This is a genomic window from Pseudoselenomonas ruminantium, from assembly GCF_900142515.1.
Classification (GTDB): Bacteria; Bacillota; Negativicutes; order Selenomonadales; family Selenomonadaceae; genus Selenomonas_A; species Selenomonas_A ruminantium_D.
Map to the genome: position 1 here is coordinate 27776 of NZ_FRBC01000013.1, position 14533 is coordinate 42308.

Sequence of the window (14533 nt, forward strand, 5' to 3'; positions counted from 1 at the left end):
GTATTCAAAAAATCATTGGAAAGCGTTGTTTTTCTTTTTCAGCGCGGTGATCAGGCTGGCCGATGCGTTAGCATGCTGCGCATAGTAAAGCTCATCGGGTGGCAAATTCGTATAGTCATAATGCCATGGAAGATGCCATGCCATCAATTTACCTGTGGTGCGGGCAGCTACATATAAATGGTAGTGACGATAATTGCGGTAAAGGGCAAAGGTCGTATCCACCGGGCTAAAATAAAGATTTGGTTCCATTTCATGGATATAGTAACGCCGTTCCACGTTCAGTACCTCTTCTGCATTATCGCAGGTAATGCCATCGGTCTTCAGTCCCAGTCCCACCTTTTTCAGGAGCGGATAACGCCAGAGAATATCCATAAACTGCTGCAGGAAATCCTTGGGGCATTCAGCCACTGGCATGACATCTGAATCGGTATAAACATAAGGGCTTTCCACTGACAGACTTTCCAGTATGCCGCTTTTCCACAGTGCCGTATGGCCAAAATTTCTCCCTAATCGCAAAACCTGCACCGCCGATTCCCGTATCTCCAGCTGACGATAGTATTCCAGCAGCGGCGGATAAGATGAGTCATTGTCCAGAATATAGATATTCCGATACCCCGCTTCTACCAGCCAGTTTACCAACTTCTGCAGGCAGCTCAGGCGATTGAAATTGTTGATAAAAATGGGAATTGTCCATATATCCACCTCAGCCGGTAAGGCCAATGTTTGCACAAAAGGACTGTCCTGCCATTTCAGGCATATTTTATCCGCAGGGAGCAATACCGTGCCGGTAATTTTATACTCCAAAATACTGGTATTATCCTTTACTTCCTGAAAATTCGCATGTCCTTGGAGGGCCGTAATATATTCATCCACTGTTTCCGGATATCTGCCTAGATAATAAAGTGTATTCCCCCTATAAAAATGAGCAATTTCATCCTCAGGCACTGCGGAAATATAGGTATGGAAATCGCCTTCCGCTTTTTCATAATCCTGCAATCCATACCACGCAAGCCCTCGATAAAAATAAAGATGCGGATATGATGAAAAGATGATATCGCTGAAGCTATCGTAAATCAAAAGGCTGCGGAGTGCCTCCCGCCAATCATGATTTTGCAGGGCGATAAGCGCCCGCAAAAAGTAACGATTCAACTCATCTGTGGAAGTCTGCGGAAGAGGAAGGTTCCGCTCTTCCATCATCCGCAAACAGGCTTCCACGCCCAGATCAGCAATCTGCTGAATTTTTGTCTGTGAATGCAACGCATCCTCACTTTGATAAAAAGGAACTTCTTTCAGATCATTCAGCGTCTGCATGATTTCTGCCGGACTGCAGGCAGGATTATAAAAAGCAGGCAAAGAAAAATGTTTCTCGGCGTATCGATTGAGAAAATCTCCTGCCAGCGAAAAGTGTTCCCGCTCCCCCGTATTCAGTATCCTGACAATCTCATTCCACATAATTTCCCCCTGAGTATGGAACAGCATTTATGCACGCAAAGCCTGTTGAAATACCGCAAAGAAAGCCTTGATATCGTCCGCAGTGATGGCTCCTAACACACAGAGTCGGAAGGTTCCCTGATTCTGCATTTTGCCGGGGTAGATGGTAAAGCCGCGCTCGTAGCAATAGTCATGGACTCTGTCGAAGTCCCATTGCGGGGTATCTGGATAGGCTACAGCAGCTACCAGACCGGATTGGATTTCCAAGGGAATCACTTCCCGCAAGCCTAATTCCTGCAGGCCTTTGTGGATTTCGGCCATGGCCGCTTGATGGCGCTGCCATTTAACCTGCTCACCTTCAGCAAAATATTCCTTTAACGCCTGCTGCACGGAATAAATCGTCTGCACCGGCGGAGTAAAGTGCATTTGTCCGTTTTTACGAAAGTAGTCATATTGCAAATAAAGATTGCAATAATAGGAACGGACAGGATAGTCCCTGGACTCTTCAATAATCGCCGTACGTCCGATTACATAGGACAGACCGGTCATGGCCTGTATACCCTTTTGCGCCGAAGCCATGCAGAAATCGATATTCTCCGATTCGATATCTATGGGAAGCATAGCCAGCGTGGAAGTGGTATCTACAATAAAGACAGCCCCGTGATTATGAGCTAAAGCACCGATTTCCCGGATGGGATTCAGAATGCCTGTGCCGGTTTCCTGATGGGTGGTGTAGACCACGGCAATATCCGACTCACGCTCCAGCACATCTGCCACTTTCGCTAAATCCGGCAAGCCATCTACCGGAAAATTCAGGTCGATATAATCCAGCCCATAGGCTTTGGCGATATCCACGGCTCTTGAGGAATAGGCACCATTATTGACGAACAAGATTTTCTTTCCCTGAGGTACCAGGGAATTTACACAGACATCCATGCAGAGGGTCCCTGAACCACAGAAAAGAACTGCAGAATATTCTTTGGGGTCGGCATGGACGATTTTCAGCAGATCATGGGAGATATCGGCCATAATTTGACCGAATTCCTGTTCCCGTGGGCAGATATCCGGCACCACCTGGGCTTGTTTGACCGTGTCTGTGGTAGTGGCGGGGCCGGGGTTCAATAGGATATTTCGCTTCATGTTGACACCTCTCGCTTCCAAAGGGTAAGGCTTTTCGACTTCTTATCGATAAGAACTATCTATAAGCTGCAACTCTGCTAATGTATCGATTTCGATAACGTCTTCCTGTTGACATTGACGCACCCGGATCGTAAATTCTGGCAGATATCGGGACAGAGCAATCTCATCCCAGTACAGCTGGTGGTTGGCAGGATCGGCATAGAGCTCTTTTGCCCGTCGGGCAAGCCGTGCGCCATCTTCAGCTGTCCAATAGGATATCCCCACCATCTGCTGACAATTTTCGCCACCTACGGCCATTTTTCTGATACAACCTGCTTCATCGGTGTAAAAACACCAATCATCAGACTTCTCCTTGGGAATGGCAAGATAATTGCTTTCCTCCTGTTCTGCCGGTATCAATGCCGGATTACTCAGCAACAGATCACTTTCGATGATATAGGCATTCTCCAGATAATCCGCTGCAGCTACAATGGAGGAAATATTATTGGCCTTTTCATAGTCGGGATTATCGATAAATCTTATTTGCGGATAATCCGCTAGCAAACAATCAAATTTTTCACCTAAATAGCCACGCACGATATATATTTCTTCAATGCCTGCCGCCTGCACGGCCTCCAGCAAAGTCAAGATAATCGGCTTGCCATGCACTTTTACCAACGGCTTGGGAAGGATATCGGTCAACGGGGCCATCCGAGTACCTTTACCGGCAGCCAGGAATACTGCTCTTTTTACTTTTAGCATAATACGTTCTTACTCCTTCTGTTCAAACCATTCTGGCCTTGCTGCTTTCATATCCGGCCATTGCGTGCCATTATTGTCAATCTCCTTGCATTCCTGTTGCAGGATATACATAAAATAATCTTTTATCGAGGAACTTTCCACCTTGGCACCATTATCCCGCCGATAGATATCCATCTTCATTTCCGTCAGATCTGCTCTGCCATCTTCATCAATACACCCATATGATGCAGCCTGACACTCATACTCCTCCGTTCTTAGGCAAATCGTATAAGGAGACGGCGGATACATGGACATACTGACTGTATAATCCCGCTTTTGACCGCCCAATACCTCTGGCAGATTACCATCCACTTTATCAAATTCAAAGCCCAGGCATGCACCAATGGCTGGATATAGATCCACTGCACTGGTCAATTCTTCCACCAACCCCAGCTGGGGCACATTATGCCCCCGCATCATGAATGCCGCACTATTCTGATGCTCACTGAGCAGGTAGCCTGAATTCCCATAAATAGGACTGCCATGATCTGAATACAAGGTCAGCAGATATTCGTCTTCTGCATAGTTTTGTTTCAAATAAGCAAGCAAACGCGCTATATTCGTATCACAGTTCTTGATTCCCTGCTCATTCCAATGACGATATATATCCCTTTGCTGCAAGTGCACACTGGTATTCTCTTTTTCATCCCGCAACGAACGCTGCTGCAGATCAAGTTTGACCTGTGTAGCCAAAGGCAACTGATAATTATGCGCTGACCACAGATGCGTATCCGAGGCATGCAAGAAAATAAATTGATCGGTTTCGGAAAAGGCCTCCAAATGATTGATTATCCTCTCTATCCCAACATATAAAGGAGTCCCTCCACAACAGTTCACAATCATCCTGTCGTATCCCCGCATAGTTCCATTATAGCCACCGGCACTATCCCCCATAATATTGACACAATAATACCCCAAATCATGCATCCGTTCCGAAATTGTTTTGACCTCCCTATTCAAGGTATGGTAGACCTTATCATTGAAAATCTGGGAATGCTGAGGGTATAAACCGGTTTCAATCGTTGCCAAAGATGGATAAGTATACTCTGACACAGAATAATGATTGTTGAAAATTATCCCCTGACGAAAGAATTCCATAAGGTTGGGGACCAGTTCATAATCCCGCTCCTGTACAGCCCGCCAGCATAAACCATCCAATAATACGTTGATCACGGCCTTGCAGCGTTTAGGACTATGCTGCAGGCGGATAGGGGCCGTACATAATAACGGCTTTGTAGAAGAAACCTCCGTTGTTTCCTCACACCGGAAGAAACTATTGGCCCACAAGCCTAAATAGGTTGTCGCCGTTCCCTGTTTACAGGAAAAATCAACCTGCTGATGTTCTTCACTGCCTACTAAGCCGATGACTACCGGTACATCCTCAATATCTACTTGGAAAGAATTGCCTCTATCAGCCAGCTTTATAAGGTCATAAGTGAAATCGCCGCCACTGATAAAGGACATTTCCGGACTGTCCTTCATAAAGGATAAAAGTTTTCCTTTATCATCCTGCAATTCTGTCTCAACATAAGCTGCCGAAAACAAATGGTATTCATCGTCAGTGCCTAAAGTCGGCAAAAACTCGCCAGCAAAAATAGCCCGGTCTCCGGTCATCCCCTGCGACGTGATACGCATTCTCGTATAAGCCACAGGTGCATAAATACCACGCCCCATCCCTAAGGACAACGCATTCAACGCTTTATCCAGCCGATCTTGTGGTATATCCAGATTCACAGGCTCATTGTAAAGTTTGTCTGCCTTAGCCGCGAAAAGTGCGGCCATCTCTATATTCCCTGATGCATAATAGCAATCACGCAAAAGACACCACAACGTCCAATTTATCTTCCGTTTGGCATAGGCTTTCAATGCATATTCCAATGCTACTTCATAATTGCCATGAGCTTTCGCATACATTGCATAGAATATATTGCCTTCTGTTTCATTCTCAGGCAAGAGCTGCCAAAATTCGATCAACAACTGCAAAAAATCGTCATCATATTTATTGCCCGCTGCATAATCTAACAAGCTACAGAATATCTCCCTGTTTTTCTTTCGCAGTGCCATATCCATCTGTAAAATCCTCTTTTGTCTCAATCGTCCTTTATTTTTCAGCAAACCAAGCCTTTCTGGCCTGCCGCATTTGCGGCCATTGTGTCCCCCAATTATCTATCATCCGCGTTTCCCTGCGTAAAATATCGCGAAAATACCGCTCTAAGGTCTCTTGCTGAATGGTTTCCCCTGTATCCCGACGGCATATTGAGATTTTCATATCCGCCAGATCCACGCGACCATCTTCATCCGTGATTTCCCGCGACTCTGCCCGGCATTCATATTCGGAAGTACGTATACAGATCATATACGGACTGCGGGGAAATATTGACATGCTGACTACATATTCGCGCTCTTTTCCTCCCAAAACTGCGGGCAAGTTGCCATCAATACCATCACAGGAAAAATCCAGGCACTTCCCCAAGGAAGAATAGATATCCAGAGCACTGGTAAGTTCATACACTGCCCCCACAGACGGTACACCATGCCCACGCATCATAAAAGCAGCCCCAGTCTGATGCTCGCTTAGGATATAATTTTTTTCATCATATATGGGAACGCCATGATCAGAATATACCGAAACCAGGAATTCATCATCATTGTAATTTTCCTCAAGGAAAGCAAAGAGTGTTTCCAACGCCCTGTCGCAATCTTTGATGCCCTGACTATTCCAATGATGATATATAGGGCGGCTGGGCAGATATACACTTGTTCTGGGCTTTTCCTCCTTCATGGAACGCTCTGCCAGCGCAAATGCGGTTTGAGTTGTAAGCGGTAATTGGAATTTATGTGCGCCCCAAGGGTGTGTATCCGCAGCATGCAAGAAAATGAATTGGTCTGTACCGCTAAAAGCCTCTATATGATGAATCGTTCTCTCCACACCCTGATAGACACGATTATCGTAAGCATTGACAATCAACCGGTCATAGCCGCGCATGGTGCCATTATAAACACCCGTACCATCCCCCATGATATTCACACAATAATAGCCCAGCTCGTGCATACGCTCCGAAATACTCAAATATTCTCTATTCAATGAATGGGATGCCTTCGCATTGAATATCTGGGAATGATATGGATAAAGCCCTGTTTCTATTGTAGCCAATGAAGGGAACGTATATTCAGATACAGAATAATGATTGTTGAATATTACCCCTTTGCTGAAAAAGCGCAGGATATTCGGCACAAGTTCAAAATCCTTCTCCTGTACCGCCCGCCAGCAAAAACCATCCAGCAAAATGTTCAGAACCACTTTGCATCTTCGGGCATCATGCTTCAAAAATACTGGTGCCGTGCAAAGCAGGCGATTTTCCGACACCAATGTCGTTGCATCCTCAAGCGCAAAAAAGCTGACCGCCCACTTGCCAAGATAATCCAGTGTACTCTCATTCTTGTTATAAAATTCCACGCGCTGATGTTCCCTGCTGCCCACCAATCCTATCAAAGCCTGTTCTCCGTTCAAATAAACTTCATGCTGTTTTCCACAATCCGCAACTTTTACCAGATCATAAACAAAATCTGCACCGCTGATCATGGCCATATCCGGCACATCTTTGATAAACTCCAGTAAACGCCCTTTATTATCCAGCATTTCCTGTTCCACATAAGCACCTGCGAATAAACGATACTTATCGTCTGGAATCTCCTGCGGCAGAAATTCACCGGCAAAGATTGACTCTTGCGCTTCAATCCCTTTTTCTGTCATACGCATACGCGATGTAGCTACCGGGGCATAATTGCCGACTCCCATTGCCAATGAAAAAATATCCAAGGCTTTCTCCAGTCTGTATCTTGGTATGTCAAACAGCACAGGTTCTTTATAAAACTTATCCGCACACCCTGCATAAAATAACGCTTCTTCCCACTTCCCCAATCCATAGCAGACATCACGTAATATCTGCCATAATCTCCAATTTATCTTCCGTTTGGCATAGGCCTTGTACGCATACTCATAAGCAACAGCATGATTTTTATAATGCAGTGCATATTGGGCATAAAAAATATTGCCTTCTGTTTCATTCTCCGGCAGAAGCTGCCAAAACTCAATCAAGGTCTGCAGATAGTCATCGGTAAACTCGTTTCTGGCAGCATAGGACAACAATCTATGGAACAGTACCTTATTCTTTTCTCTTATTTCCCGTTCCATAAATCGACCCCTCCCTTTGGCTTATAAAGTATCAATCAAGGAAATAATGTTCCTGATTGGCATGAGATGCTGATCAGCCTCATAAGCCCGATGATGTGTCAGAATGCTTTTGGCGGTTGCTTCCATAGCCGGAAAAGCACTTCGCGTCAACTGATTCGCATAAATGACCACGTTTACCCCATGTCCGGCAAGTTCAGCCTCTGTTACCTGATTATAGGAAGTTGGCACCGCCACCAAAGGAACACGTTCAAAATCCAACCGGAATCTGTCACAAAAAGCAAAAACCTCGGCTGGATCCTGCTTACGAGAATGGATCATGATAGCATCTGCTCCGGCCTCAACATAGGCCTGCGCTCTTGCTATAGCATCTTCCATGCCCTTTTCCAGTATCAGGCTCTCTATACGGGCAATGATCATGAAATCATCTGTACGCTGCGCCTTCTTGCCCGCCCTCAATTTGGCACAGAAATGTTCCACCGAGTCCTGTTTTTGCTCAACCTCCGTACCAAAAAGAGAATTCTTTTTTAGACCAGTCTTGTCCTCCACGATAATAGCCGATACCCCCATGCGCTCCAAAGTGCGGACATTATAGACAAAATGTTCGATAAGGCCACCGGTATCCGCATCCAGAATAATCGGCTTCGTGGTGACATCCAGGACATCATCAATGGTTCGAATACGCGAAGACATATCTACCAGCTCTATATCCGGCTTGCCCTTGGCGGTAGAATCGCACAGACTGGAAATCCACATCGCATCGAACTGATCCAGACCACCATCATGCTCCACTACGGTTTTTTCTGCAATAAGCCCTGTCAGTCCGCTATGTACTTCAATGGTTTTGACAATGGGAACAATCCCCAACAACTTCTTCAATCTCCCCCGGCGGAATTCTGGCATAGCCAGCTTATCCCGCATACGGTCATCGATTTTCTTGATTTCATCATTATAAGTATAGGGGACTTCAATAAGCTTGCCGCCATATTTTGCCAGATTGATTGCCACATTGGCACGGATAGCAGATTCCGGCCCCCCCTGCCAATTATCTCCATGAATAACATAATCCGGCTGCAATTCCGTCAGAATATTATCATACATGATGTCCTCTTGCACTACGACCCGGGAAATCTCCGGAACCGCTTCGAGCATCGCTATCCTTTGCTCGATACTGACCGTAGGGAAGCGGTTATAACGCACCATCTCCCGGTCACATAGGACACCGGCAATAACATCACCGTATTCCGCTGCTTTTTTTATGAGATTGTAATGTCCTTCATGGATGACATCTGTACAAAAGCAAGCATATACTGTGCTCATTAAGCACCCCTCCTAGTCAAACAACACAAACGATTTTATCTGGTTCCACGCCTCTGACAGAAATCGCTCTCTTATCCCCTGGTCAAATATTTCCTGACCATCCGTGCGCCGATAAATATGGACATAATAATCCCGCATATCTACCAGACCTTCCAGCTGGGTAAGCGCTGCACTTTCCAAGCGGAATTCATACTCTCTATCCCGCAGGCACAACTTGAAGGTCTGCCCCGGATAAATAGACATACTCACAGCATACTTGCGTCCCGGACCGCCGAAAGCCACCGGCAGACAGCCATCAATTTCATAAGGCAGCGAAAATCCTAAAACCTCAGCTAATACAGGATAAAAATCCACCACACTGGTAAGTTCCTCCACCAGCCCTGCTGATGGGATTCCCGCGCCTCTCAGCATCATAGCTGCTCCACTCTGATTTTCACTTAAAAGATATGGCTCATCATCATAAATGGAAACACCATGATCAGAATACAGGCTGACTACGTATTCATCTTTGCGATAATGCGCTTCGATATATTCAAACAACTGCCCCAAAACCCGATCCATATGTCTTATATCATATTGATTGCTGCTCATATTCAATACGCTTTTTTTCTTAAAGACCGAATTGCTATACTCCTCCAAGATCCTGTCTTTCCATGAAAGCCTGGTCTGGCTTGGCGCAGCTATTTGAATATACGAATTGAAGGGATGGGCATCGGATATATGCATATAGAGGTAGTTATCCGTTTCACCAAAGGCATCCAAGTGTTCCATACAGCGATTCACCGCCTCATAGCAAGGATTGGTGAAATTATGTATGATATTTCTGTCAAAGCCTCTCAGCACACCATTATATATTCCGGCAGCATCACTCATCACATTGACACAATAATACCCCAAGGCTTTCATCTGTTCCGATATAACTGGCATTTTCTTGGACAGTTGGGTCTGTACCAGATCATGAAAGACCTGCGTATGATAGGTATAACATCCTGTTTCGATAGTAGGCAAGGATGGATATGTATGCTCAGCCACTGAAAAATTATTGTCAAAGATGATTCCTTTTGAAAAAAAGCGCATGATATTGGGTACATCCTTGTATCCTTGTTTTTTCAAGACCTGCCAGGCAAGACCATCCGCCAAAATGTTCAACACCAACTTTTTCCGTTTTTTGCTATGCCGTAATAAAACAGGCTCCGCAACTTGAAAAGGTGCAGAAGAGCGAATCATTGTGCTGCCCTTCTCCAGACGATAATACGAAAATTCCCAGCGTCCACAGCTTATCTGACGTTTTGTATCCGCATCGCAAAACTCGATAACCTGATTCCTCTCCTGCGGAGCTATGGGCAAAATGCAGTCATGTTCCGTCACATCTACCTTCATTTCTGTTCTGGTAATGCATTTCATGATTTCAAAAGGCATATCACAATATATTTGCGGCGCATGATGCTGTCCATCCAGACAAACGGCCATATCACTGCGCATATTGATCCACCCATAGGGATTGTACACGCCACAATAATCCTGATAATCCCCATCATCATCATAACGCAGATATTGGCCTGCTACATTGCCATAATCCCCCTTCAGCCGCCCTTCCTCAAAATAATATTTTTTGCTGAAGGGGGCCTGGCCAGGATTGACCATGGCCTGACCAATGGCCCGCATAAGTTTCTCATCATCCAGCGGAATGACAAACTCAGACTTATTTTTTTTATGTGCCCAGAGCAACGCCTCATAATAATACTTACCGGCAAGATTCCCTTTTTTCTCCTGAACCATGCCCATCAATTCCCAATATCGGAAGTCAATGGCCCGGAAGTCAATGGCCTCCTGTATCTCCTTTTCTGCCAGATCATACTGCTCTCTGGCATAATACATCCTTGCCTTCAGATAAGATAACAAGGATTTGTCAGCCGCCAGCTGCTGCAAAGCAGTCAGACCCTGCATAAAATCATGGTCATAAAGCTCTGCCTCTGCCAGTTCCAACAATACACCATACAATTCTCGGGCCGTTCTCTGTTCCTGAACCGATTGTTTCCAGCACTCATCCATTGGCCTGCTGCTCCTTCAGTATATACAACAGTGCCAGATCTGCCTGTGGCAGTTTGGCGGCAAAAGCCTGTGCCCGGCTCAAATCTCCCATGGCTGCCTGAATCACCGCCATATTCCGCAGACTCTGCGCATCCTCTGCATCAATCTGCAGCGCAGCTTTAAGATATTTTTCGGCACATTCATAGTCATCGGCAGCATATTGGCCCGCAGCAAACTGATTCAGGATGCGTATCTTATCCCGCAGGGAACACTGCTGCGCTCTAACTTCAGCAATCTGTTGTTCTGCCTGAGCTGTTATTTCGGTCGCCTCTGCTGCCTTATCCTGTGTCTCCTCTGTTGCAGCTTCAGTTTTTGCAGGCTCTGTACAGCTACCATCTACCTGCGCAGCCTTCAGTTTTGCCTTTAACCGCTGCAATGCAGACAAAGCATCCTGCCCCTTCATCTTATTGTCTGCACCAGCAGCTTGTACCGGGATATTTTCTGCCGCCGGCATTACCTGCAGGAAATCTGCCAACGCAGGATAAGCCTGTCGTATTTTTTCGCCCTCACGGCGCACACAGTATTCCGTGCTATCCATGATCTGATCCTTTTGTTCCTGACTCATAGCTGCACGATAATTCTTTACCAGAAAATCATACAGTGCCAACCCTTCATCATGACGATCCTGAATAAAGCACAACCTTGCCAGCAAAATACGGGCATCCACATGATGGTTATCATAGCTCAACGTATTATTGATCCACTGAGCTGCCCGTTCATAGTCTCCCAACATAAAATAGCTGTAAGCGCCCTTATATAACAGATCTGGCTTGATATAACCTGCCTGTATCAGTTCTGCCAATATTTCCAATACCTTGGAATAATCTTCATGCACGAAGCATTCTTCCAGTTCAGCTACCTTAGGTTGGCACTGTTGCAAATTACGCTCTGCAGCATTCTTCTGTGCCTGTCGTTTCATTTTCTTGCTAGCTTTCCCCATCGCAATTGCCTCCTTTTATTCCCAATATATAAAGTATTCGCTAAATACTAAATTTTACCTGCCCGCATATCTCGACTAAATTTCGTGAGTTCTGCCGCTTCCAGCAACCGTTCCGCTCTATGCCGCCAGGTATGCCTGTTTATCGTCCTGCCATAGGCGCTGCAGACTATGCCTTCCCGATAGCCATCATCTGACAGTAAATGCGGTATTACCTGCAACTGTTCTCCTATATCCTGCCAGCCAAACATGAAGATGTCCCGGTTCTGAACAAATTCCTCGGCTAAATATGCAGAGTATTCACTTACCACCACAGCTCCATTAAGCATTGCGGTAAACACTCTGTCATGGGCCCCATCATTGAAAACTGCCTCATCATTCACGACCACTTTCGCCTCAGCCATAACCTGCAGCATACCTTCATAAGCGATTGCCCCATGCAGCTTGGCCCCATGCGGTAGATCTGCCACCTCCCAACCATCGCCAAAAATATCCAAGGCAATCCCATTCCGCAAAAGCTCCGCAACCAATTTTCGACGCCGCCAGCCCTTGATATAGCAAAGAATAGCTGGAAAATAATAGGCAGCTGCCTGAAAATAATTGTCTTCTGCCATCCCTCTGGCAGCAAGCACCTTATCGGCAGCCGCAACCACACTCAAAGGTTCATTCTGTAGTAGATACACGATATCTTCCAACATATTCAACATATAATGTGACGGCAGGACACCAAACTTCTCCCATTCAGGCCCTTGCCGTATATCACCAAAAGCGCCGGCACTGAATACGACTTCATAGGACGATTGCTTCTTTCTTTCCAGTAATTCCTCTAACGAAAGGCCGCTGACAGTTCCCCCTAAAGGCATGAACATCTTATATTTATCAACAGATAGATCCATCCGAGAAAAATATTCCTTATCCGTGCGATCCAAATAAGTGACGATATGATATCTGGCTGCATCAGCATACCCATTGCAATATGGATTAAAGGGTTCATCAAGCAAGATTGATATATGCGGCACATCCAAATCGGCATATACGTCCACTATCTGGTCATCGCTATACTTTATATGCATTCCCATAGCATTTACGCCAATGCTTAAATCAATGATCTGATTCTCCCGCAATAAAGAAAGCGCTGCCCTTATTTCCTCTGGTTCTGCCGTATTGCAGGTTATGACATTGTGTCCCATATCTGCAATCCCCGCCGCCAGACTCTGCATATTGGGATATATAGCCGGATGCATGTCTTTATTTCCCAGCCAAACCAATATATTCACGTTCATCACCAGCCACTATACTAAAAATACATCTTCGTTCCTTACTTCCGGCAACTGCTGCAACAACAGCTTGGTACTATTGCCATTATCTTTTACATAAATTTTATGTATGCGTCCTTCCATATATAGAAAATTAGCATCTGCACAGGTCAAAATCTCTATCTTATCCCGGTCTGGAATCAGCAAGTACCTTCTTCCTTTTTCCGTAAAAATCAGGCTTGAGGAAAATCCTGTCTGAGCCAACCTGTCATCAATGATAAATTGCAGCTTATAGGAATCTTCCATATCCAGCAAAGCGCTAACTATATCCAACCCATAACCTCTCTCGTCGTTCAGTACCGCACTGTACTGCAAGCAGGTCATGTTTTCCATCTCAAAAGCCGCCAATAATTCTTTACGGAAATTTTCCTTTTCTAATTTTATATGCTTTCGATAATCAGCCTGCCGCTTGTAAGCTGTCAAAAAATCTGCCAGAATTTCATCTATTTTCTCCAGTATACCCTTAAAATCATCATCATGTATCTTGAAATCATCGGGAATATCGATATCGACATCATTTGCCGCAGCCCCTTTCCGTCCGGTTATGACCACACACCCAGACAAAGCCGCCTCCCGGGGAATCCTGTCCTTGCCGGGATGATGGCCGAAATCAATATATACTTTGGCCACTAGCAACAGCTCACGAACCTGCTGCGGCGTCATATTCTGAATCGGTTTCCAGTTTATATCCGGCCGCTGTGCCATGATTTTCATGGTAGTTTCCATGCCTTTCTTCGGATTAAAAACCACCATATCTTTTTTACTTATCAGATTCACATTACCAAGCAAAAATTTATTCTCCAAATAATCCCCTACCATAAGGATATCCTTTTCCTGTACACCGTTGCAGCGAATGAACTGCCTCGCATATTCAGACTGACACCAGTGCATGATATGTTCATCATCATCGAAATAAAAAAATCTTGGCAAGGGTTTAGTGGTAATCCGGGAAAGATCTAAACGATTCAGGATTTCCTGCACTCTGAAAATGTAGTTATCTACACTAAGCCACCAAATTATTTTTCGAATCTTACTGTTGGATAATGACGTAAAGGGAAAGGCTTCAAAAAAAATCAAAATACTTTTTTCATCATCAGGAATCGGTATAGTTGTCCAATCCAAATGGTATTTTTTATATTCCTCGGCAACTGGACTGACCTGATTCGTTCCTGACTGCGATAAATAAACCATTTTCGCCTGGATTCCCATAGAAGTCAACTGCGATGCTAACTGATGAAGCAATGTTGGCCCTCCCGTGAATATATTAGCAGGGCATAAAATGTACACTGTAGTATCGGAAAATACTTTCATTGAAACACCTCCATA

The 14533-nt window shown here is 45.2% G+C and carries 10 protein-coding genes; all 10 read right to left on the bottom strand.

Annotation, left to right across the window (positions count from 1 at the left end; translation table 11 throughout):
- Positions 1–12: 12 nt before the first annotated feature.
- The 10 genes from BUB68_RS14880 to BUB68_RS07905 all read right to left on the bottom strand — a co-directional run bounded on the left by BUB68_RS14880 (position 13) and on the right by BUB68_RS07905 (position 14518).
- The gene (locus tag BUB68_RS14880) at positions 13–1452 is read right to left on the bottom strand and encodes a hypothetical protein (protein WP_081371912.1); all 1440 of its coding nucleotides are present in this window, start codon (positions 1450–1452) and stop codon (positions 13–15) included.
- Positions 1453–1479: 27 nt separating this feature from the next.
- Complete coding sequence (locus tag BUB68_RS07865; protein ID WP_073089796.1) at positions 1480–2571, bottom strand: 2-aminoethylphosphonate aminotransferase; 1092 nt, start codon at positions 2569–2571, stop codon at positions 1480–1482.
- Between the two features lie 42 nt (positions 2572–2613).
- Positions 2614–3312, bottom strand: coding sequence for an NTP transferase domain-containing protein (locus BUB68_RS07870; protein ID WP_073089799.1), 699 nt, complete (start codon positions 3310–3312; stop codon positions 2614–2616).
- Between the two features lie 9 nt (positions 3313–3321).
- Complete coding sequence (locus tag BUB68_RS07875; protein ID WP_178139491.1) at positions 3322–5376, bottom strand: sulfatase-like hydrolase/transferase; 2055 nt, start codon at positions 5374–5376, stop codon at positions 3322–3324.
- Between the two features lie 76 nt (positions 5377–5452).
- Positions 5453–7546 (bottom strand): sulfatase-like hydrolase/transferase, encoded by a 2094-nt coding sequence (locus BUB68_RS07880; protein ID WP_073089804.1) that lies wholly within the window; start codon positions 7544–7546, stop codon positions 5453–5455.
- 21 nt (positions 7547–7567) lie between these two features.
- Positions 7568–8863, bottom strand: coding sequence for a phosphoenolpyruvate mutase (aepX, locus tag BUB68_RS07885; protein ID WP_073089807.1), 1296 nt, complete (start codon positions 8861–8863; stop codon positions 7568–7570).
- Positions 8864–8875: 12 nt separating this feature from the next.
- Complete coding sequence (locus tag BUB68_RS07890; protein WP_073089810.1) at positions 8876–10915, bottom strand: sulfatase-like hydrolase/transferase; 2040 nt, start codon at positions 10913–10915, stop codon at positions 8876–8878.
- Positions 10908–11894 (bottom strand): tetratricopeptide repeat protein, encoded by a 987-nt coding sequence (locus BUB68_RS07895; RefSeq protein WP_073089813.1) that lies wholly within the window; start codon positions 11892–11894, stop codon positions 10908–10910. The genes BUB68_RS07890 and BUB68_RS07895 overlap by 8 nt, the downstream gene beginning before the upstream one ends.
- A 47-nt stretch (positions 11895–11941) precedes the next feature.
- Complete coding sequence (locus BUB68_RS07900) at positions 11942–13135, bottom strand: glycosyltransferase family protein (RefSeq protein WP_178139492.1); 1194 nt, start codon at positions 13133–13135, stop codon at positions 11942–11944.
- A gap of 48 nt (positions 13136–13183) precedes the next feature.
- Complete coding sequence (locus BUB68_RS07905) at positions 13184–14518, bottom strand: hypothetical protein (protein WP_143188119.1); 1335 nt, start codon at positions 14516–14518, stop codon at positions 13184–13186.
- Between the last annotated feature and the right edge of the window lie 15 nt (positions 14519–14533).